Origin of the sequence: Actinomadura sp. 1N219 (genome assembly GCF_044326405.1) — a bacterium.
In the GTDB taxonomy this organism is placed as follows: domain Bacteria; phylum Actinomycetota; class Actinomycetes; order Streptosporangiales; family Streptosporangiaceae; genus Spirillospora.
This window is the reverse complement of record NZ_JBIRAY010000019.1, coordinates 39,979-60,022: the sequence shown is the minus strand read 5'-3', so window position 1 is coordinate 60,022 and position 20,044 is coordinate 39,979. Positions and strand designations below refer to the sequence as shown.

21 protein-coding genes are annotated in these 20,044 nt (G+C 71.2%); 11 read left to right on the top strand and 10 right to left on the bottom strand.

All coding sequences use genetic code 11. The annotated features are described in order from the left end of the window. The 5 genes from ACH35V_RS37690 (at position 1) to ACH35V_RS37670 (ending at position 4,501) form a co-directional block, all read left to right on the top strand. Positions 1–1,431 (top strand): aldehyde dehydrogenase family protein, encoded by a 1,431-nt coding sequence (locus tag ACH35V_RS37690; RefSeq protein ID WP_395979663.1) that lies wholly within the window; start codon positions 1–3, stop codon positions 1,429–1,431. After that, on the top strand, positions 1,424–2,278 hold the full coding sequence (locus ACH35V_RS37685) for an aldehyde dehydrogenase family protein (RefSeq protein WP_395979662.1): 855 nt from the start codon (positions 1,424–1,426) through the stop codon (positions 2,276–2,278). Before ACH35V_RS37690 ends, ACH35V_RS37685 begins: the two co-directional genes overlap by 8 nt. Before the next feature lie 82 nt (positions 2,279–2,360). After that, positions 2,361–3,308 carry a hypothetical protein gene (locus ACH35V_RS37680; RefSeq protein WP_395979661.1) on the top strand — a complete coding sequence of 316 codons (948 nt, stop codon included), beginning with the start codon at positions 2,361–2,363 and terminating at the stop codon, positions 3,306–3,308. An 18-nt stretch (positions 3,309–3,326) separates the two neighbouring features. Continuing rightward, entirely contained in the window at positions 3,327–3,584 is a 258-nt protein-coding gene (locus ACH35V_RS37675; protein WP_395979720.1) for a DUF2630 family protein, read from the top strand. Continuing rightward, entirely contained in the window at positions 3,581–4,501 is a 921-nt protein-coding gene (locus ACH35V_RS37670; protein ID WP_395979660.1) for an LLM class flavin-dependent oxidoreductase, read from the top strand. The genes ACH35V_RS37675 and ACH35V_RS37670 overlap by 4 nt, the downstream gene beginning before the upstream one ends. Positions 4,502–4,504: 3 nt before the next feature. Here ACH35V_RS37670 and argS read toward each other — a convergent pair whose 3' ends face one another. From argS to ACH35V_RS37640, 6 genes are all read right to left on the bottom strand, one after another. Next, positions 4,505–6,262: an arginine--tRNA ligase gene (gene argS, locus ACH35V_RS37665; protein WP_395979659.1), complete on the bottom strand. Its 1,758-nt coding sequence runs from the start codon at positions 6,260–6,262 to the stop codon at positions 4,505–4,507. A 64-nt stretch (positions 6,263–6,326) separates the two neighbouring features. Next, positions 6,327–7,475, bottom strand: a complete 1,149-nt coding sequence (plsX, locus tag ACH35V_RS37660) for a phosphate acyltransferase PlsX (protein WP_395979658.1) — start codon at positions 7,473–7,475, stop codon at positions 6,327–6,329. Between the two features lie 150 nt (positions 7,476–7,625). Further along, positions 7,626–8,030: a hypothetical protein gene (locus ACH35V_RS37655; protein WP_395979657.1), complete on the bottom strand. Its 405-nt coding sequence runs from the start codon at positions 8,028–8,030 to the stop codon at positions 7,626–7,628. A gap of 123 nt (positions 8,031–8,153) precedes the next feature. After that, on the bottom strand, positions 8,154–8,510 hold the full coding sequence (locus tag ACH35V_RS37650) for a hypothetical protein (RefSeq protein WP_395979656.1): 357 nt from the start codon (positions 8,508–8,510) through the stop codon (positions 8,154–8,156). Between the two features lie 26 nt (positions 8,511–8,536). Beyond that, positions 8,537–9,409, bottom strand: a complete 873-nt coding sequence (locus tag ACH35V_RS37645; protein WP_395979655.1) for an alpha/beta fold hydrolase — start codon at positions 9,407–9,409, stop codon at positions 8,537–8,539. After that, on the bottom strand, positions 9,406–10,179 hold the full coding sequence (locus ACH35V_RS37640) for a DUF998 domain-containing protein (RefSeq protein WP_395979654.1): 774 nt from the start codon (positions 10,177–10,179) through the stop codon (positions 9,406–9,408). The genes ACH35V_RS37645 and ACH35V_RS37640 overlap by 4 nt, the downstream gene beginning before the upstream one ends. Positions 10,180–10,576: 397 nt before the next feature. On the opposite strand from ACH35V_RS37640, the gene ACH35V_RS37635 reads away from it, so the two are divergent. Then, a complete protein-coding gene (locus tag ACH35V_RS37635) occupies positions 10,577–11,893 on the top strand; it encodes a KamA family radical SAM protein (RefSeq protein WP_395979653.1) in 1,317 nt (438 codons plus the stop codon). Positions 11,894–11,932: 39 nt separating this feature from the next. Here the strand turns inward: ACH35V_RS37635 and ACH35V_RS37630 are convergent, their stop codons facing one another. Then, positions 11,933–13,123: an MFS transporter gene (locus ACH35V_RS37630; protein WP_395979652.1), complete on the bottom strand. Its 1,191-nt coding sequence runs from the start codon at positions 13,121–13,123 to the stop codon at positions 11,933–11,935. Between the two features lie 59 nt (positions 13,124–13,182). Between ACH35V_RS37630 and ACH35V_RS37625 the strand changes: the two genes are divergently transcribed. Together ACH35V_RS37625 and ACH35V_RS37620 are read left to right on the top strand one after the other, a co-directional pair. Next, complete coding sequence (locus tag ACH35V_RS37625) at positions 13,183–14,175, top strand: ArsR/SmtB family transcription factor (protein ID WP_395979651.1); 993 nt, start codon at positions 13,183–13,185, stop codon at positions 14,173–14,175. A gap of 520 nt (positions 14,176–14,695) precedes the next feature. Continuing rightward, positions 14,696–15,943, top strand: coding sequence for a DUF222 domain-containing protein (locus ACH35V_RS37620; RefSeq protein ID WP_395979650.1), 1,248 nt, complete (start codon positions 14,696–14,698; stop codon positions 15,941–15,943). 254 nt (positions 15,944–16,197) lie between these two features. On the opposite strand, the gene ACH35V_RS37615 is transcribed toward ACH35V_RS37620, so the two are convergent. After that, positions 16,198–16,488 (bottom strand): DUF397 domain-containing protein, encoded by a 291-nt coding sequence (locus ACH35V_RS37615; RefSeq protein WP_395979649.1) that lies wholly within the window; start codon positions 16,486–16,488, stop codon positions 16,198–16,200. After that, positions 16,485–17,303 carry a helix-turn-helix transcriptional regulator gene (locus ACH35V_RS37610; RefSeq protein WP_395979648.1) on the bottom strand — a complete coding sequence of 273 codons (819 nt, stop codon included), beginning with the start codon at positions 17,301–17,303 and terminating at the stop codon, positions 16,485–16,487. Before ACH35V_RS37610 ends, ACH35V_RS37615 begins: the two co-directional genes overlap by 4 nt. A gap of 53 nt (positions 17,304–17,356) precedes the next feature. Between ACH35V_RS37610 and ACH35V_RS37605 the strand changes: the two genes are divergently transcribed. Next, the gene (locus ACH35V_RS37605) at positions 17,357–17,644 is read left to right on the top strand and encodes a hypothetical protein (protein WP_395979647.1); all 288 of its coding nucleotides are present in this window, start codon (positions 17,357–17,359) and stop codon (positions 17,642–17,644) included. A gap of 176 nt (positions 17,645–17,820) precedes the next feature. Beyond that, on the top strand, positions 17,821–18,144 hold the full coding sequence (locus tag ACH35V_RS37600; RefSeq protein WP_395979646.1) for a hypothetical protein: 324 nt from the start codon (positions 17,821–17,823) through the stop codon (positions 18,142–18,144). On the opposite strand, the gene ACH35V_RS37595 is transcribed toward ACH35V_RS37600, so the two are convergent. Continuing rightward, positions 18,092–18,925 (bottom strand): helix-turn-helix transcriptional regulator, encoded by an 834-nt coding sequence (locus tag ACH35V_RS37595; RefSeq protein ID WP_395979645.1) that lies wholly within the window; start codon positions 18,923–18,925, stop codon positions 18,092–18,094. The two genes, ACH35V_RS37600 and ACH35V_RS37595, sit on opposite strands and share 53 nt — an antisense overlap. Before the next feature lie 117 nt (positions 18,926–19,042). Between ACH35V_RS37595 and ACH35V_RS37590 the strand changes: the two genes are divergently transcribed. Next, positions 19,043–20,038: an ABC transporter substrate-binding protein gene (locus tag ACH35V_RS37590; RefSeq protein ID WP_395979644.1), complete on the top strand. Its 996-nt coding sequence runs from the start codon at positions 19,043–19,045 to the stop codon at positions 20,036–20,038. Positions 20,039–20,044 lie beyond the last annotated feature (6 nt).

The following is a 20,044-nucleotide window of genomic DNA, read 5'->3' as shown; positions in this document are numbered from 1 at the left end:
ATGGTTTTCGAGTACGCGCCCGCGCCGGAGTCACGGTCCGTCGTCGACATCCGCGCCTCCTACGGGCTGTTCATCGACGGCGAGTTCGTGGACGGCCGCGGCGAGCCCTTCAAGTCGATCAACCCCGCCGACGAGACCGTCCTGGCCGACATCGCCTGCGCCGACGAGGCCGACGTGGACCGCGCCGTCGCCGCCGCCCGGACGGCCTACGACACGGTCTGGGGCCCGATGCCCGGACGGGAACGCGCCAAATACCTGTACCGCATCGCCCGCATCATCCAGGAGCGGTCGCGGGAACTGGCCGTGCTGGAGTCGATCGACAACGGCAAGCCGATCCGCGAGTCCCGGGACGTGGACGTCCCGCTGGTCGCCGCGTGGTTCTTCTACTACGCCGGATGGGCCGACAAGCTCCCGTACGCCGGGTTCGGGCCCGATCCCAAGCCGGTGGGCGTGGCCGCGCAGGTGATCCCGTGGAACTTCCCGCTGCTGATGCTGGCGTGGAAGATCGCGCCCGCGCTGGCGTGCGGCAACACGGTGGTGTTGAAGCCCGCCGAGACGACGCCGCTGACCGCGCTGCTGTTCGCCGACATCTGCCGCCAGGCGGAGCTGCCGCCCGGCGTCGTCAACATCGTCACCGGCGCGGGGGAGACCGGCCGCGCGCTCGTCGCGCACGGCGGGATCGACAAGGTCGCGTTCACCGGGTCCACCGAGGTCGGACGGCAGATCGCCCGCGTCCTGGCGGGCCGCGGCACGAAGCTGACGCTGGAGCTGGGCGGGAAGGCCGCCAACATCGTCTACGCGGACGCCGCCCTGGACCAGGCCGTCGAGGGCATCGTCAACGGGATCTTCTTCAACCAGGGGCACGTGTGCTGCGCGGGGTCGCGGCTGCTCGTCCAGGAATCGGTCGCGGAGGAGGTCCTGGAGCGGCTGAAGGCGCGGATGGCGACGCTGCGGGTCGGCGACCCGCTCGACAAGAACACCGACGTCGGGGCGATCAACTCGGCCGAGCAGCTCGCCAGGATCCGCGAGCTGTCGGCCGCCGGGGAGGCCGAGGGCGCGACCGGCTGGTCGCCGCCGTGCGAGCTGCCCGCGCAGGGGTTCTGGTTCGCGCCGACCGTGTTCACGGGCGTGGCCCAGTCGCACCGGATCGCGCGGGAGGAGATCTTCGGGCCCGTCCTGTCGGTGCTGACGTTCCGGACGCCCGACGAGGCCGTGACCAAGGCCAACAACACCCCGTACGGGCTGTCGGCAGGCGTCTGGACGGAGAAGGGCTCGCAGATCCTGTGGACGGCGCAGCGGCTGCGCGCCGGGGTCGTGTGGGCCAACACGTTCAACAAGTTCGACCCGGCCTCCCCGTTCGGCGGCTACAAGGAATCGGGGTTCGGCCGCGAGGGCGGACGCCACGGGCTGGAGGGCTACCTCGATGTCTGAGCGGCTGGCGGTTCGCAAGACGTACAAGCTGTTCATCGGGGGCGCGTTCCCCCGATCCGAATCTGGCAGGTCGTACGCGGTGACGGATGCGAAGGGACGGTTCGTGGCCAACGCCTCGCAGGCGTCCCGCAAGGACGCCCGCGACGCCGTCACCGCCGCCCGCAAGGCGTTCCCCGGCTGGTCCGGGCGCACCGCCTACAACCGCGGCCAGATCCTCTACCGCGTCGCGGAGATGCTGGAGGGCCGCCGCGACCAGTTCGCGGACGAGGTCCGGCGTGCGGGCGCGTCCAAGAGCGGCGCCGCGGCGGAGGTGGACGCGGCCATCGACCGGTGGGTCTGGTACGCCGGATGGGCCGACAAGCTGGCGGCGGTGGCGGGCGCGTCGAACCCGGTGTCGGGGCCGTTCTTCAACTTCTCGACGCCTGAGCCGTCCGGCGTCGTCGCCGTCATCGCGCCGGACTCGCCGCTGCTCGGGCTCGTCTCCGTGGTGGCCCCGGTGATCGTGTCGGGGAACACGTGCGTCGTCGTCGCGTCCGAGCCGGCGCCGCTGCCGTCCGTCACTCTGGCGGAGGTGCTGGCCACGTCCGACCTGCCGGGCGGGGTCGTCAACGTCCTCACCGGGCGGCGGGACGAGATCGCGCCGTGGCTCGCGTCCCACATGGACGTCAACGGCGTCGACCTCGCCGGCGCGGACTCGGGCGACGTCCCCGACCTGGAGGGCAAGGCGGCCGAGAACCTGAAACGCGTCCTGCGACCCGGAAACGGAGCCTGGACGGACGACCCCGGAACCGCCCGCATGACCGCGTTCCTGGAGACCAAGACCGTCTGGCATCCCGTGGGCCTCTGAGCTGATATGACTCGGCGTGTGTAGAGCATCACAAACCGTGGAATAGATCTCCCCGTAACTGATCATCACTGGGGGGAGATCAGTGCCTACCAAGACAGCTTCACGTACGAAGAGCACGTCAGCGAACAAGAGCACATCAGCCACCAAGTCCACCACGACCCGGAAGCCGGCGGCCAAGCGCACGTCGGCCGCGAAGTCGCCCACGCGGGCGACGGCCAGCCGGACGACCAGCCGGACCGCCGCGGCGAAGCGCGGCACCACGAAGCGGCCCGCCGCCAAGTCCGGGACGGCGCGCAAGACGACGGCGGCGTCGAGCCGGTCGTCGTCGGCGGCCGCGACCCGGGTCACCAAGGCCGCGAGCCAGGCCAAGACCGCCGCGACGCAGATGAAGTCGGTGGCGACCAAGGCGTCCACGTCGGCGAAGGCCATGACGGCGATGACCAAGGCCATGACCAGCGCCACCAAGGCGATGTCCGACGCCGCCAAGGCGATGGACGCCGCCGCGAAGGTCATCACCACCACGGCCAAGTCGACGACGGCCAGGTCCGCGGGGACCAGGAGCACGGCGGCGAAGAAGAGCACGGCCGCGAAGAAGAGCACGGCGTCCAGGTCCGGGACGGCGCGCAAGTCGACGGCGGCGGCCAGCCGGTCCCGGACGACGGCGTCGGCGCGGACGGGTTCCACGGCGCGGAAGTCGACCGCGTCGAAGAGCACCGCCAAGAGCGGCACGGCGAAGAAGACCGCGCCGAAGTCGCGGACGGCCGCGGCCCGCAAGCCGGCGTCGCGGACGACCGCGAGCGCCAGGACCGGCGCCGCGAAGCGGTCCGGCGGGCGGACGGCCGCCAAGTCCGGCACGTCCCGGCCGGCGGCCCGCAAGTCGCCCGCCGGCCGGGCGGTGGACGCCGCGCGGAGCGCCGCCGCGACCGCGGCCTCGCCGATGGTCGAGCCGAAGACCGGCTCGCTCCAGCACTCGACGCGGACGGACGGCGGGTTCCTGAGCGGGCTCACCGGCTCCGGCCGCGGGCGCTGAGACCGATCCGCGATGCCGATGGATGAGAACGACATCCTGGCGCGCATCAACGAGTTCGTCGGCGAGGAGCAGCGGCTCCGCGAGCGCTACCAGCGCCGCGAGCTGAGCCGCGAGGAGGAGCACCGGCGGCTGGAGCGGCTGGAGGTCGCGCTCGACCAGTGCTGGGACCTGCTGCGCCGCCGCCGGGCCCGGCTGGAGGCGGGCGAGGACCCGGGCGAGTTCCCGGGCGAGGGGGAGGTCAGGCCGCCGGGCGAGGTCGAAGGCTACCTGCAGTGACGCCCGCGAGCGGGCGCGGGCCGCTGCGGTTCGGCGTGTCCCTCGCCCCGGACGCGTCGGTCCCGCTGCTGCGCACCGCCCAGGAGGCGGACCGGTACGGCCTCGACCTGCTCGGCGTCCGCGACCGGCCGTACCGGCGCGACACCGCCGACGCGCTCACGCTGGTGGCGGCGGCGCTGGCCGCCACGTCCCGGATCCGGGTGCTGCCGGCGGTGGCGTGCCTGCCGCTGCGGCCGCCCGCCGTCCTGGCGAAGGCGGTCGCGACGATGGACCGGCTCAGCGGCGGCCGGGTCGAACTCGGCCTCGGCGCGGGCACGTCCTGGGACGGCGTCGAGGCGTACGGCGGGACGCGTCCCGGCGGCGCTTGCGCTGGGAGCGCGGCGGCGGCGCGGCGTGCGCTTGAGGAGGCCGTGCAGATCATCCGGCTGCACTGGAGCGACCAGAGCGGGCTCAGGTTCCAGGGCGAGCACTACGGGTTCACGGCGCTGCAGGCCGGTCCGGCGCCCGTCCACCCGATCGGCGTCTGGCTGGGCGTCACCGGGCCGCGCGGCCTCGACCTGGCCGGACGCGTCGCCGACGGCTGGATCGCGCCGTCGTCCCTCGTCCCGCCGAAACGGCTCGCGGACGGGCAGCAGCGCCTCGACGACGCCGCCGCCCGCGCGGGCCGCGACCCCGGCGAGATCCGCCGCGTCTACGTCCTCGAAGGGTCCCTGGACGCCTCGGCGGAGCCGCGGGGCTTCCTGCACGGGCCGCCGCGCCAGTGGATCTACGAGCTGACCGAGCTGGCGATCGGCCACCGCGTCGACTCGTTCCTGTTCGGCGGCCGCCCGGAGCAGATGGCCGAGTTCGCGCTGGAGGTCGTCCCAGCCGTCCGGGAGGAGATCGCCCGCGAACGCGGGGCGCCGCTCAGGGCCTGACCCTCACATGCGTTCCGGAGTCGGGACGCCGAGGAGGTCGAGGCCGGTGACGAGCGTGCGCAGCGTCGCCGCGCACAGCGCCAGCCTTGACGCCTTCGTCGCCTCGTCCGGGGCCTTCAGCACCGGGCAGTTCTCGTGGAACGTCGTGTAGGCGTCCGCGACCGCGAAGACGTAGTTCGCCAGCCGGTGCGGCTCGGCCGTCTCACCGGCCTGCTGCACGACGGTGCCGAACCGGAGCAGCTCCAGCGCCAGCGCCCGCTCGGCCGGATGGCCGAGGACGATCGGGCCCGTCGCGTCCTCCGGGGCGACGCCGCCCTTCCGGAAGATCGACCGGATCCGCGCCGTCGCGTACTGCAGGTACGGGCCGGTCTTGCCGTGGAACGAGATCATCCGGTCGAAGTCGAAGGTGTACTCGCTGTCGCGCGCCACCGACAGGTCGGCGTACTTCACCGCGCCCATGCCGACGTCCCGGACGATCGCGATCCGGTCGGCGGCGTCGAACGAGGCGTCGTGCTGGACGTCGTCGAACGCGGCCCCGGCCCGCTCGACGGCCTCGTCCAGCAGCTCGGACAGCTTGACGGTGCGGCCCGCCCGGGTCTTGAGGATCTTGCCGTCGGTGCCGAGGACGTTGCCGATCACCGCGTGCTCGGCCCGCACGTCGTCGCCCAGCCAGCCGGCCTCCCGGGCGACCGCGAACACCATCTGGAAGTGCAGCGCCTGCGTCGTGCCGACCACGTAGACCATCCGGTCGACGTGCTCGGTGTCGACCCGGTACCGGATCGTCGCGAGGTCGGTGGTCGAGTAGTTGTAGCCGCCGTCGCTCTTGCGGATGATCACGGGCAGGGGCTCGCCCTCGCGTCCGGTGAACCCGGGCGGGAACGCGCACAGCGCCCCGTCGCTGATCACCGCGATGCCCTTCTCCTCCAGCTCCCCGGCGGTCTGGGCGAGCAGGTCGTTGTAGAAGCTCTCGCCCCTGATGTCGTCGTCGGTGAGCGTGACGCCGAGCTGCCCGTAGACGGCGTTGAAGTACCGCTTGGACACGTCCACGAGGACGTTCCAGAGCCGCAGCGTCTCCGGGTCGCCCGCCTGGAGCGCCACGACCCGGCTCCGGGACCGGTCGGCGAACGCCCCGCCGTCGCTGGCACTGTCGTCGAACTTCTGCCGCGCGGCCTGGTAGAACGCGGTCAGGTCGCTGACGGACGAGTCGCCCCGCGCGGCGGCGTCCTCGCCGAGGTCGAGCAGGTGCTCGATCAGCATCCCGAACGGGGTGCCCCAGTCGCCGACATGGTTGTCGCGGACGACGTCGTGCCCGAGGAACGCCAGGATGCGGGCGATCGCGTCCCCGACGATCGTGGTCCGCAGATGGCCGACGTGCATCTCCTTCGCCACGTTCGGCGAGGAGTACTCGACCACGACCTTCTGCGGCTTGTCGGCGGTCGGGACGCCGAGCCGGTCGTCGTGCAGGATCTGCTGCGCCGCGTCGGCGATCCAGCCGTCGCTGAGCGTCAGGTTGATGAAGCCCGGGCCGCTGACCTGCACGTCCGACACCACGCCCGCGGTGTCGAGGTTCGCGACGATCTCCTCGGCCACGTCTCGCGGCTTGCGGCCCAGCTTCTTGGCCAGCGGCAGCGCCACGTTGGCCTGAAGGTCGGCGAACGACGACGGCCGGATGACCGGGTCGGCGTCCGCGTACGACGGTCCGAAGGCGGCGGCCAGCGCGGCCTGGACCCGGGCGGCGAGTACGTGTTGCGGATCGGGCATGTTCCAAGGTTATCGGCGTCGCGCCCGAACCCGGACCCGGTTTCCCCGCGCGCGGGCGTCGTGCCTAGGCGCCGGCCGGGGGTTCTCTGGGCTCGGGCGCGTCCGGTTCCTTCGCGGGCGTCTCGGCGCCGTCGCGGTCGGCGTGCGTCGTCCGGCGGCCGAACCTCGACGTGCGGGTCAGCGCGACCTGCTCCCGGATCCGCTCGACGATCCGCCCGGCGGCGAGCCGGTGCGCCAGCTCGCACGCCGACGTGATCGCGCGGGCCTGCGAGGCGCCGTGCGCGATCACGACCGTGCCGTTCAGGCCGAGCAGGACGCCGCCGCCGTAGGTGTCCGGGTCGAGCCGGTCCCGGAGATCCTGGAGGCGGCGGCGCTGCAGCAGCGCGCCCAGCCGCGCCGCCGCGCCGTCCGACATCACGTCGCGGACCTCGGTGAACGCGGTCCGGATCGTGCCCTCCATGGTCTTGAGCGCGACGTTGCCGGTGAACCCGTCGGCGACGACGACGTCCACCCGCCCGCTCAGCAGGTCGTGGCCCTCGACGTTCCCCGCGAACTCGATGCCGTGGCTGCCCCCGGCGAGCAGCTCATGGGCGCGTTTCGTCAGCTTGCCGCCCTTGCCCGGCTCGGCGCCGATGTTGAGGAGCCCGACCGTGGGCCGGTCCAGGCCGAGCAGGATCTGCGCGTAGGCCGTGCCGAGCGCCGCGTACTGGACGAGGCCCTCCGGCTTGACGTCCGTGGTGGCGCCCGCGTCCAGCAGGATCGTCGGGCGCGGACGCGTCGGCAGCGTCACCGCGATCGCCGGGCGCATCACGCCCTGCTGGCCCTTCAGCCGCAGCCGCGACGTCGCCACCACCCCGGCGGTGCCGCCCGCCGACACCAGCGCCGACGCCCGCCCCTGCCGGATCAGATGGCACGCGATCGCGATGGACGAGCGGGGCTTGCGCCAGCTCGCCAGCGCGCCCTCGCCCATGTCCAGGGCCTCGTCGGCGTGCACGATCGGGATCTTGCCCATGAAGCCGTGCCGGTCGAGCTCGCGGCGGATCCGCGGGGCCTGCCCGACGAGCACCAGCCGGACGCCGTGCTCGCGGGACGCGTCCACCGCGCCCGCGATGATCTCCCCGGGGGCGTGGTCGCCGCCCATCGTGTCGACGGCGATCGGCAGCGGACGCACGGTCGCCCCGGGATGGGGCGCCGTCGTCCCAGTGCCGGTCATGGCCGCTCCAGGAGGGGTGAAGGGAAATGCGGTGCGCCGTGACGACGCAGCTCATCGCATCGTAGGACGTTCCCTCACCCGTCTTGACGGCGCCGGGCCGGAGGTGGCGATCGTCACCCTCGCCCGGCCCGTCCGGTCAGGTCCTTCCGGTCAGCTGTCCTGCGTGTCGCAGTCGGCGCCCAGGCACGACACGTTCTCCACGAGCGGCTGCCCGTCCACGAGGATCGTGTAGTAGCTCTTGTCCGTCTCCTGCTCGCCGCTGCCGAGGACCTCGACCGGCTTCTTGTCGGACGTCGTCCCGGTGCACGACACGCGCATCTTCGTCTTCGTCCAGCCGGGCAGGTCCTCGCACTTCAGCGGGGACGCCAGCGTCACGCCGCGCTCCTGCAGCTCGGCCGCCGCCGTCGCGGGCATCGCCTTGCGCAGCGCGGACTGCGTCTGGTACTTCAGGTCATCGCCGCCGGTCACCACGAACGCGACACCGCCGCCCACCAGGACGAGCACGAGCAGCGCGGCGGAACCCAGGATCAGGGCCTTCTTGCGGTTCGTGCCCATGACCCGGCGACTCATCTCCACGGCCTTGCGACGTATATCCACACCAGCAACGTCACCGACAGTGCGTAGGCATATGCGTTGGGTGGTTGATTTTTCCACTCCGTATGCGGATTCGTTGCCCTGTCAGCGCTTTTCGCAGCCCAGGGAGAGGCAGGTCTTGCGCAGCACTTCGCGTCCGGCGACGGTGACGACATAGGACTCGCGTGGACGGACGGTGTCCGCGTCGTAGGCGACACCGTGCACGATGACCGGTTCGCTGGTCTGGGTCAGGGCCGTGCACTTCACGCGCACAACTGAGTCGGCGCTGGTCTGCGGCGTCGTGCACAGGGGTCGCTCTTGCAGTTCTATGCCCTGCAGTTGCAGCTCGTCCTCGACGCCGTCGCTCACGGCATTGCGGTACGCCCCATCGGAAATGCGTTGCGTCAGGTTGCAGCCGGTGACCAGGAGCAGGACGATGCACGCGCCCAGAACCTTCTTCACGCTGCCTCCCTTCACGCCGCCTCCCTTCACGCTGTCTCCGACGACGTACGGTTGATCTCGGACACCGCGTCCGCGAGCACGTCGGGCCGGTCGAGCGGGACCATGTGCAGGGCGTCCTGGAGTTCGACGTGGCGGCCGTGCGGGGTCATCGCGGCGAGCCGCGCATGGCCCTCGGCCCATTCGCGCTGCTTCTCGGGCGTGTCCAGGTCTCCGAGCGCGGTCACGACGACCAGCGGTAGGGGCGGGAACGGCCGGCGGTCGCGGAGCCGCGCCAGGTCGGCGGCCATCTCCCGGTAGGCGATCTCCTCCCCGATGACCGTGCCGATCACCGTTCCGCGCCGGTAGACGGACCGCACGACCTCGTCCGGGACGGCCTCGCCGCGGCGGCTGGTGCGGCGGAGGATCTGCCGGCGTCCGAACGGCCCGGCGACCGTCGCGAGCCGGGTCGCGCCGAGGACCGCGCCGGTCGCCGCGGCCAGCGGGTTCAGCACCGCCCCGAGCGGGAGCGCCCGCGCCGGACGCCGGACGGGCTCGCAGCTCGGATCGGCCAGCACCATCCCGAGGACGCGCTCGGGCGACGTCCTGGCCAGCGCCTCGGCGGGGAACGCGGCCATCGAGTGCGCGAGGACGATCACCGGCCGTCCGGCCCGCTCCGCCAGCGCCTCCATGACCGCGGTGTCGCGGCGCAGCGTGGGCCGGGACGACGCGGCCGGGCTGAGACCGAGGCCCGGACGGTCGAACACGGTGATCCGGTACTCGTCCCGGAGGCGCTCGACGGTCGGGGTCCAGTCGAACCAGGCGCCGCCCAGCCCGGACGTCAGCAGCAGCGGGACCCCGTCCGCCGGCCCGGACTCGACGACGTGCACCTGCTCGCCGCCCGCGGTCACGATCTCGGTCACGCGCGTGCCTCGTCTCTCGCCATCGCCACGGGCCCCGCGGCGTGCGCCGCGCCGCGCCGGTCGGCGCGCAGGCCCGGGTCGGCATGCAGGCCCGGGTCGGCGTGCAGGCGCCGGTCGGCGTGCAGCGCCCAGGCGATGAGGAGGAGGCCCAGGCACAGGGCGGCGACCTGCGTGCGCTGGACGGCCCCGAGCCACTGCCCCGTGAACATCGCCGCCATCATGGCCGCCGCGAGCATCGCCTCCGCCAGCGCGAGCGGCAGGCCCCAGCGGGCGAGGGCGGGCCACCACCCGTATCGGCGCGCGGCCAGGGACAGCAGCAGCAGTGCGACCACCCCGCAGATGACCACGCCGCTGCTGGTCACCGCGTGGAACTCGTGAGAGAAGGACACGTGCGCCGAGCGTTCCCGCAGGGCGCACCAGGTCGCCCGGCTGGGGGCGCAGTCCAGCGGGAAGGACGCGTCGCCGACGGCGCAGACGCCGAACAGGCCGAGGAACGTCCATCCGGCGGTGGCGAGGCGCCTGCGCCGGAGCGCGCGGACCGCCCCGGCCGCCACGATGACCGCCAGGACGCCGGTGACGAGGTCCCCGCCGCCGAAGAAGGCGCGGTAGGGCTGGTCGGCGGCCGACAGCTCGCTCACGTAGCCGTTGAAGACGTCGAGGTCGCGGCCGAGCACGCCCTCCAGCGGGAAGGTCGCGTAGGTGATCGCCGCCACGGCGGCCAGGACGACCACAGGGGCGGGGACGGCGCCCGGTCCGTCGTCGTCGTCCACGAGCCCCTCCCGCCGTTCGGTCCTCGCCGGTCCGCCCAGTATTTCCGAAGATCGCGACGTGGCGTGACGGGAGCCGGAGATCGGGGGCGCGTTCCGGACGCTCCCGGGACGCGTACGGGGCGCGGCGTCCCGGACGTCTGACGTCGCAGAGTCTCGTGACGCAGAAGTTAACGTGCCGTTGTCGTTGTACTAGGGGCGGGACGTCCACGATGATGTCGGGGCGATTTGTCGGGATCGTCCTTGACCAGCTTTTGTTCCTACCGGTCAGGGGGCATCAATTCGGCATGAACCCGTGTTGAAGGGTTGAATAGGGGGTGTCCTGAGCAGTTCCGATCACGGTCCGTGACGACGCATCTCGGGGGTGCGCCTCCCCGCTGACAGCAAGGAGAACCAACACGTGACACTGGTGAACGACGCGGCTCCCGCAGTGCGATCCACAGGTCGCAAGTTCCGCGCCTTCACGGCGAAGCACCTCGACGAGCTCACCGCTCGCGCGGGGCTCTCGCCCGCGCAGCGGCTCGCGACCCGGGCGGTGGCCACCGTGCTGCCGTTCCGGACGAACGCCTACGTCATCGAGGAGCTCATCGACTGGTCGGCCGCGCCCGACGACCCGATCTACCGGCTGGTCTTCCCGCAGGAGGACATGCTCCCGGCCGAGGACGTCGCGCACCTGTCCGATCTCCTGCGCCGCGAGGCGCCCAAGGCCGAGATCGAGGCCGCCGCCCACGCGGTGCGGATGAGGCTGAACCCGCACCCCGCCGGGCAGATGGAGCTGAACATCCCCAGCTTCGGCGACGGCAAGATCCCCGGGATGCAGCACAAGTACGACGAGACCGTCCTGTACTTCCCCAAGCAGGGGCAGACCTGCCACGCCTACTGCACCTACTGCTTCCGGTGGGCCCAGTTCGTCGGCGAGCCGGACCTCAAGATGGCCGGGGACGACGTCACCGCCCTGCGGGACTACCTCGTTGAGCACACCGAGGTCACGAGCGTCCTGTTCACCGGCGGCGACGCGATGATCATGGGCGAGCCGGTGCTGCGCCGCTACATCGAGCCGCTGCTGGATCTGGAGCACCTCGAGTCCATCCGGATCGGCACGAAGTCCCTCGCGTACTGGCCGCAGAAGTTCGTCACCGACCCCGACGCCGACGAGATGCTCCGCCTGTTCGAGCAGGTCGTCGAGTCGGGCAAGAACCTGGCGTTCATGGCGCACTTCACGCACCCGCGCGAGCTCGAACCGCTCATGGTCGCCGAGGCGTGCCGCCGCATCCGCGACACCGGCGCGGTCATCCGCACCCAGTCTCCCGTCATCCGGACGATCAACGACGACGCCGCGACGTGGGAGACGATGTGGCGCGTCCAGACCCGGATGGGGCTCGTCCCGTACTACATGTTCGTGGAGCGCGACACGGGGCCGCAGGACTACTTCGCCGTCCCGCTCGTCCGCGCGTACGAGATGTTCCGGGACGCCTACAAGAGCGTCTCCGGGCTGTCGCGGACCGTCCGGGGGCCGTCCATGTCGGCCACGCCGGGCAAGGTCTGCGTGGACGGCGTCGTCGACATCAACGGCGAGAAGGCTTTCGCGCTCCACTTCATCCAGTGCCGCGACTCCGACCTCGTCGGCAAGCCGTTCTTCGCGCAGTACGACCCCAACGCGGTCTGGCTGGACGACCTCAAACCGGCCTTCGCCGACCGTTTCCCCTGGGAGAAGTGACGCCGGCGGCGTGCCCGGACGACGGTTCGGGCACGCCGTTCAGCGCAGATGCCGGTACAGAGCCAGGCTGACGGCGATGGCCGAAGCACCGCAGATCGCGATGACCCGTCCCGGCGCGACGAACTCGGCGAGCGCCCCCGCCGCCGCGATCCCGAGGGCCTGGCCGGTCATGAGCCCGGTGTTCGCGAGCCCCATCGTCTGCCCCTGAATCTCCTCCGGGACGGCGTCCGCCAACCGCCGCTGGACGGTCAGCTCGTAGCTCAGCCCGCAGGTGGTCGCCATCATCAGCAGGCACGCCGCGACGACTCCGGGACCGAACGCGAAGAGCAGCAGCGGGGCGCCGGTCAGCAACGCGAGCGGCAACGTCAGCCGAGGCCGCAGCCCGGACGGCACCAGCCGGCCCACCACAAAGTTGCCCAACCCCATCCCGATCGCCGCTGCGGCGAGGATCAGCCCCGCCGACCCCGCGTGCCCGAGGCCGGTCGCATAGGGGACGAGCACGCCCTCCGCCCCCACCGACATGGCGATCGGGAGCCAGACGGCGAGCAGCAGGCCGCGCGTCGTCCGTCCGCCCAGCAGGACGCGGTTCATCCGCCACGTCTCCCGCAACGTCCCGGACGCCCCGCGCCGCTTCATGACCGTGTCCGGCAGGCCCAGATGGGCGATCAGGGCCGCCAGCCCGGCGGTCCCCGCGGCCAGCCAGAGCGTCCCGGACGGCGTCAGCACCGACAGCAGCAGCCCCCCGACGCCCTGGCCCGCGACCTGCGAGCCCGCCGCCGTCATCGTGAACAGTGACCGTCCCAGCACGTACTGGTCGCCGGGCAGCAGAGCAGGCAGCCTGCCCTGCACGGCCGCCGACCCGACCGGCGCGAACAGCCCGACCACCACGAGCAGCAAGATCGTCACCGGCAGGGGCACGGCGTCCAGCGCGAACACGGCGATGACCGCGAACCGCAACAGATGGAACGCCGTCAGAAGCCGGCGGCCCGGGACGCGGTCGGCGAGCGACAGCAGAAACGCGCCGCCGACCACGTACGGCAGCATGCCGGCGCCGAACACGACGGCCGACGCGAACGACGAGCCCGTCTCCTTGAAGGTCAGCACCGCCAGCGCGATGATCCGGATCGACTCGCCCCCGGCCTGCAGCGTCTGCAGCGCGAACAGCACCCGGAACTCGGGCACGCCGAAGATGTCGCGATACCGCGCGGACGCCACGGGGGGAGCGCTCATGACCGCAACTGTGCGTCCGCGCTCCCGGCACCGGACAATGTTTCGGGGAGGAGCGAAACATGTACCGGATCGAGGTGGACCAGGCCGACCTGGCGGCCAGCCGCTTCGGCATCGCGCCGCTGCTGGAGACCCTGAACGCGCTCGGCCTTGCGGCGGGCCGCGTTCCCGCCGGTCCGCTGGGCCCGTGGGTGGAGCGGGCACGGCCCCGCTACCTGCCCATTTCCGGTGACCCGGCCATCCGGACGCTGACATTCCTGCGCCGCCGCGCGGGCTACATGGCCGACTTCATCAGCCCGCCGCCCGCCCGGCCGAACCTCACGATCGCCGAGCAGCTCGCCACGATGCGGGCGACCCCGCTCGACCAGGCGCGCGAAGAGATCGCCCGCAACCTCGTCGGCCTCCCGGCCCCGGACGCCGTCGTCCGGGACGTTCTGGACGCGCCGGACATGGTCGAGCGCCTCGCCACCGCCCTGGAGACCGCCTGGCACGCCCTGCTGGAGCCGGACTGGCCGGTGCTGCGGTCGATCGTGGAGCGCGACATCGTGCACCGCGCCGGACGCCTCGCCGCCTACGGCTGGGCGGAGGCGCTGGACGGCCTGACCCGCCAGGTGCGCTGGCGCGACGGCGTGATCGAGGTGGACATCCTCGGCGGCGGCGACGCCACCCGCCGGCTGGGCGGTGCCGGACTGATGTTCGTGCCCGTGGTCTTCTCGGAACTCGGCCTCGCGGTCGAGCAGAACTGGCCGTACACGCTGATGTACCGGGCCAGGGGAGTGGCGGCGCTCTGGGAGGGCCGCGCGCCGCGCTCGCCGGAGGCGGGGCCGGACGCCCTCGCGAAGCTGCTCGGCCGCACCCGCGCCGACCTTCTGCGGCTGCTCGCCGAACCGGCCACGACGACCTGGCTGAGCGCCCGGCTCCGGATGAGCATCGGCGGGATCGGCGACCACCTCGCGGTGCTGTACGCGTCCGGCCTGGTCACGCGGGAACGCAGCGGCCGATCGGTCCTCTACCGCCGCACCGCGGTCGGGGACATGCTCGTCGGCACGTCCTGACGGCGCGGCGCGCGGGCGCGTGCCCTTACTCCTTGCGAATGCCGTGGAGCGGACGGGCTCGTAGCCGGGTGTCGGGGTGTCGGGGGTGCCGGGGTGCTGGGGGTGCCCGGTGTCGGGGTGCCGGGGTGCTGGGGGTGCCGGGTGTCGGGTTGCCTTGGCGCAGGAGGTTCTAAGGTCCGAGATTTATGGTCGAGTGTTCGATTTTCGAGTTTTGAGGCTTTTATGTTCTAGGGTTCGGGTGGGGTGGCGCTGCGTACGGGGCCGCCCCCTCCAAAGTCAAGGGCGCTTCGCGTCGCTACGCGATGGACTTCGTCCACCCTTGACTTCGGAGCCTCTGCGGCCCCTGGGAGCAGCTTACGTCGGGCAGGCTCCGCCTGCCCCCCGCCCGACGCTGCCACCCCACTTGTCCAGTTCCCTGAATTCGAAGATCCAACAAAAGAGGGGCAGGCTAACCAACCGGTGATAAAAGTCCAACCCCAGTCGGCCACGAATAGAAGACCGCCCCTGATATCATTCGAATATGAGTTCGATTGAAGTTGATCTCGGAGCGGCGTCCACCATGGAATTGGTGAACGCCATCGCCGCGATCACACACGAACTCGCCGGACGCGACGCACCCGAATCACCCGCAGCATGCATGGAACTCGCCGAAACTCTCGCAGCGGCCTCCGATCAGCAGGAAAGCGCACTGGCCGAACTGATCGGCCGAGTGGACGCCTCCGGTGAAATGCGCCGCTGGGGCCTGCCGTCCACCCAAGCGTGGCTGCGGTCCCGCCTGGGCATGCGCGAGTCCCGCGCCAAGGAACGCATCACCCTGGCCCGGCAACGGCACCGGCTGCCCCGCGTCGCCGAACTCCTGGCCACCGGCGAACTGAGTCACGGTCATGCCTCCACCGTGGCCGATGCCGTCGCCCGCTTGGACGACGAGGATTGCGCAGCCGCTGAGAAGGTGCTGCTCGACATGGTCGACCAGGGCTTCTCCGCCGGGAAGGTCGCCTCGTTCGGCCGCCGCATCCGAGACGTCATCGCCGAACGCGACGACACCGAAACCCCCGACCAGGACACCCAACGCGGCTACCAGAGCTCGTGGATCACCTCCACCCGCTCCCTGGACGGCGGCCGCTACATCAAAGGCTGGCTCAACGCCGAAGACACCGCCATCTGGGACGGCACCCTGGCCCCACTGGCCAAACCCGCCGGACCCGACGACCGCCGCGACCTGCCAGAGCGCACCGCCGCCGCCCTCACCAGCGTCCTGGCGGGCGGGCACCGCGCCACCAAAGTCACCGTCATCTGCGACCTGGACACCCTCACCGGCGGCACCACCCCCGCCCGCCTCACCGACGGCACCCCCATCCCCGCCGAGCAGGCCCGCCGCATCGCCCTCAACGCGGGAGTCTCACCGCTCCTACTGGGACGCGGCCATGTGCCGCTCTACCTCGGGCACCGGGCACGGTTCGCCACCCCCGGCCAACGCCAAGTCCTCGAAACCCTCTACCCGACATGCGCGGTACGGGGATGCGAGGTACCCGGCACCCTGTGCGAGGTCGACCACGTCACCGGCTGGGCCCTCGGGTCCCCCACCGACATCGACCAACTCGCCCTGTGCTGCGGATGGCACAACCGCTTCAAACACACCAACGCCGAACAGATACGCATCGTCCGCGACACCACCGGACGACACATCTACCGCGTTCTCCCGCCACCGGACGCCAACGCCCCACCCACCCAACCCACCCAACCCACCGAACTCGCCCAAGCCGCCTAGCCATTCCCGCTCCTAAACCGATGGGCGGGCGGGTGCAACGTCCAACTCACCCTGTTCCGCATGGGCGAAGGCGCGCCGCTGACGGGATCCGGCGAGCTTCCGAAACACCACCCTTGGCATGACCGCGCACCCTTTTGGCCATAGCGCTGTGCCCTGCGCCCCCCGGGCCGCGACGAACCGAATAGACGGGCCCGCGCAACGTCGCAAGCCCTCGACCTGTGGCAGGTCGAGGGCTTGTTGGTGCGGGGGATGGGTCAGGCCAGGTCGTGGTGGCCGTTCTTGATCTGGTGGGCGAGAGCGCGCCAGGCGGTGGCGTCGAGGGCCAGCTTGGTACCGTCCGGGTCCTTGGAATCCCGGACGGCGATCACCGGGGTGAGGTCAGCGACCTCGACGCAGTCTTGGCCGCCTGCGCCACCACCGCCGCTGTGACTGCTTTTGAGCCACTGCGTGGTCGGCAGGTCCGGGGTGAGGTCGGCAACTTCTACGCAGTCTTGGCCACCCACATTGCCGCCGCCGCTGTGGCTGGACTTGCGCCAGGTGATCATGCGAACCGCTCCATCGCTTGTGTCATAAGGTCGCGCGAAGCATCCCACGGGAGGGCGCTTGCACATATCCGCGCCCAACGTGTCCCGAAATCCCGGACCTCTGGGGCGTTTTGTACAAGTCTGCCACCGTTCGGCGCCTCGACGAACACCAGATCGCCCGCCTGCATGGTCAGGCTGTTGAACGAGCCGTCCAGTCCCATGTAGTAGCCGCTGGACTGCGGAACGATCTGGATCGTCACGGTTCGCATGATGGCGGCTTCACGTAGCAGTGCGAGTTGCTCCCGCATCACGTCCGGCCCTCCGATCGGACGGAACAGCGCGCTCTCGTCGAGGATCACCCACACGAGCGGCGGGTTCTTCTGCGCGAGCACCTCCCGCCGATTCATTCGATCTTGGACGGCCGTTTCGATGTCCTCGATCGCACGTGCACCCCTGATCAGGGCGCGGGCGTACTCCGGTGTCTGAAAGAGACCAGGTATGAAGGAGAGCCGGTATAGGCGGATCTGTAGCGCCTTGGCCTCGTATTTGGCGTATTCGGCGAACCAGTCCGGGTCGTGGGCAGTGCGCGCATAGCGGACAAGCCGAGCGAAATGGCCGTTGAGGTTCAGGTGGCGATCAAGTCGGTCGGCGTGGTCCTCATTCATGTTCCAGCCGTCACGCGCGTGCTCGATGTTCGACACAGTGTGGCGACTCGCTCCCATGACCTGGCCCATTTGCGCAAGGGACAGCCCCTCTCGCTCGCGCCAGAAGCGCAGGTCAGACGCTATCCAGTGCTTGAACGACGCATCTGCGTTCAGTGACGCGATGGGGGCCACGGATCACGCTCCGGTGTGTCGGATGTTTTATCGACACGCGACAAACTAGCTCGATGGCGCAAGTCTTGTCTCAGGAAATGACAAGACGAAGAGGCAATGTCATGGACATGCGCACACATCCCGAAGATCTGGCACTTGCGCGACTTCGCGCGGAATTTATCGGGCATCGGATATTTCGGGCGGTTCGGGCGGATGGGTTGCTGGGGGAGTGGGTGGCGACCTTGCATGACCCGGCGGCCGGGGTTGATCCGACCGTCATGTGCCCCACGCCGGAGGCGCTGCGTGCCGCGCTGGTGAAGGAGGCCGAGCGCGCCGAGTGCAAGCGGGCGTGGGTCCGGTGACGCGCGGAAGAAACTCCAGGCTCCGCGCTGGTCGCCGGGTGCGGGATCGCCGCCGATAGCGGCGCGGTCCCGGAGGGGGGAGGTGGAGGCGGCGCGGCGGTGCACATCCGTCCCCCGGGTGCCCCGCCGCGCCCCTTCACCGGCAAAGACGACCTGACATTAGTGAGGTGAATGCAGTGAATTTCGACAAGGGACGGCACGCGGCGACCTTGGACGTCCCGCCGCCGCGCAACGACCGGCGGATGCACCTGTCCGAGCTGGACGAGGGCGTGCGAACGCACCCGGAGCTGGCGGGCGGGTTGATCGAGCGGCGCGGGGTGACCTGGGTGAGCGTGGTGCGGTACGGCGGGCCGCGGCGGACGGTCGAGATCGGGTGCGACTTCCGCGACGGTCAGTGGTGGTTCTGCTGGGCGGCCGACGGGCGTCCCATCCGGCCCGCTTGCGACGTCAGCGCGACCCTGGACGCCGTCGCGAGCGAGCTGGCGGGTGTGAGCGGGTGATCGTCGCGCCGGGGGTGTGGCCGTACTCCTTGGTGAACGCCGTGATGAAGGCGGACGGGCTCGCGTAGCCGACCTGGTGGGCGACCTTGGTCACCGGGTGGGAGTTCAGGAGGACGCGGGCGGCGCTCAGGCGTAGGCGGGTGCGCCATTGGGTGTAGGGCATGCCGAACTCGCGGACGAAGTCGCGCTGCAGGGTCTTGACGCTGACGCGCAGGTGCTCCGCCCATTCGTCGAGGCGGGTCGGGTCGGCGGGGTCGTGGGAGAGGGCGCGGGCGACGGTCAGCGCGAAGCCGGTGCCGTGGACGTCCGGGGACGGCGGGACGGTGTGCGGCGCGGCTAGGCCGGTCAGGATGCGGCGGCGGGCGGCTAGGGCGGTCGGCTCGTCGCAGGTGCGGCGGGCGATGGTCTCGATGAGCCGCGCGGCCTCGTCGTCGATCGTCGCCGGGCCTGCGCGGAGGGCGTCCAGGGCGGGTGGGACCTCGCGGAGGCAGATGCGGTAGACGGTCTGGCGGTCGCCCGCGCGCACCTCGTGGCTCACCGCGCGCCGCACCCAGAACGCCTCGCCGGGGCCGGTGAACCGGATGGACGAGCCGTGCAGCGTCGCGAGGACGCCGTCCGGGGACCAGTAGAGCTGGTGCAGGAAGTCGTCGCGGCTGTCGCCGAACGTGAGGCCGCCCGACGAGCGGTACTTGAGCAGGAGGATCCCGTCCGGCGCGCCGAGGCCGTAGGCGTACTCCTCGCAGGACTCGGGGTCGTTACCGAGCTGACGTGTGACCGGCACAGGATGTCCTCCCAGCGATATGGGCGCGGCGTAAGTAAGGCTAACCTAACCAGGCATCGGGCCATGTCAGTGGGGGTGCCGACCCCCGAACCTCCCCCTGGAACTAGGAACGCGACCATGCACTCTCGTAAGCCCTTGAGGCTCGCCGGCGCGGTGGCCGCCGCGCTCGTCCTCGCGACCGCCTGCGGGTCCGGCTCGGACTCCGCGTCCGGCGGCGACGCCGCGACACGGGCCTTCGAGGCCGACAACGGCAAGGTCACGATCCCCGTCGCGCCGAAGCGGGTCGTCGCGACCGGGTACGCGGTGCCGGTCCTCATCGAGGCGGACGCGAAGCTGGTCGGGATCTCGTCCTGGAAGCGCGGCCTGGCGATGATGACCCCGGAGGACCGCACGAGGTACGACGGGCTGACCAAGATCGCCGATGAGACGGCCGCCTCGACCAACTACGAGGCCATCGCCAAGGTCAAGCCGGACCTCATCGTGATCGGCGTGCCGAAGCCCGTCCTCGGCGACCTGGACCTGAAGCGCCTCGAATCCATCGCGCCGGTCGTGGCCATCGGGCCGACCGTGCCGTCCGCGTGGCGTGAGCTGTCGCAGCGGCAGGCCGACGCCGCGGGCCAGGCGGGGCGGCTCGCGGAGTCGAAGTCCGCGTACGAGAAGAAGGCCGCGGCGCTCAAGGCCAAGTACAAGGACGCCGTCGCCGGGGTGAAGTTCGGGCACGTCGGCGAGTACGGCGACGTCTCGGCCGGGACGTTCATGCGCGAGTTCGCCGGGTCGTGGGGGACCAACATCGCCCAGGACATCGGCGTGACCTACTACGGCCAGGTCAAGAAGAAGGGCGGCGGCTCGAAGGACGTCAGCGAGACCTCGTCCATCGAGGAGCTGCCGCAGAGTCTCGGCGAGGCCGCGGCGATCACCTACACGCTGGAGCCCGACGGCCAGCAGGGCGAATCGGTGCGGTACGTCCTCGGTTCGAAGTTGTGGAAGAACCTGCCCGCGGTCAAGGACGGGCAGACCTTCGGGCTCCGCTACACCGAGGCGGCGACGTACGAGTCGGCGACGCGGGCCCTGGACGAGATCGACAAGGCGCTCGCGCCGCTGCTGGAGAAGTGAGCGCGC

Coding starts and splice junctions, on each gene's coding strand:
- ACH35V_RS37690 (WP_395979663.1), top strand. CDS start 1: ATGGTTTTCGAGTACGCGCCCGCGCCGGAGTCACGGTCCGTCGTCGAC.
- ACH35V_RS37685 (WP_395979662.1), top strand. CDS start 1,424: ATGTCTGAGCGGCTGGCGGTTCGCAAGACGTACAAGCTGTTCATCGGG.
- ACH35V_RS37675 (WP_395979720.1), top strand. CDS start 3,327: ATGGATGAGAACGACATCCTGGCGCGCATCAACGAGTTCGTCGGCGAG.
- argS (WP_395979659.1), bottom strand. CDS start 6,262: ATGCCCGATCCGCAACACGTACTCGCCGCCCGGGTCCAGGCCGCGCTG.
- plsX (WP_395979658.1), bottom strand. CDS start 7,475: ATGACCGGCACTGGGACGACGGCGCCCCATCCCGGGGCGACCGTGCGT.
- ACH35V_RS37655 (WP_395979657.1), bottom strand. CDS start 8,030: ATGGGCACGAACCGCAAGAAGGCCCTGATCCTGGGTTCCGCCGCGCTG.
- ACH35V_RS37630 (WP_395979652.1), bottom strand. CDS start 13,123: ATGAGCGCTCCCCCCGTGGCGTCCGCGCGGTATCGCGACATCTTCGGC.
- ACH35V_RS37625 (WP_395979651.1), top strand. CDS start 13,183: ATGTACCGGATCGAGGTGGACCAGGCCGACCTGGCGGCCAGCCGCTTC.
- ACH35V_RS37620 (WP_395979650.1), top strand. CDS start 14,696: ATGAGTTCGATTGAAGTTGATCTCGGAGCGGCGTCCACCATGGAATTG.
- ACH35V_RS37615 (WP_395979649.1), bottom strand. CDS start 16,488: ATGATCACCTGGCGCAAGTCCAGCCACAGCGGCGGCGGCAATGTGGGT.
- ACH35V_RS37605 (WP_395979647.1), top strand. CDS start 17,357: ATGGCGCAAGTCTTGTCTCAGGAAATGACAAGACGAAGAGGCAATGTC.
- ACH35V_RS37590 (WP_395979644.1), top strand. CDS start 19,043: ATGCACTCTCGTAAGCCCTTGAGGCTCGCCGGCGCGGTGGCCGCCGCG.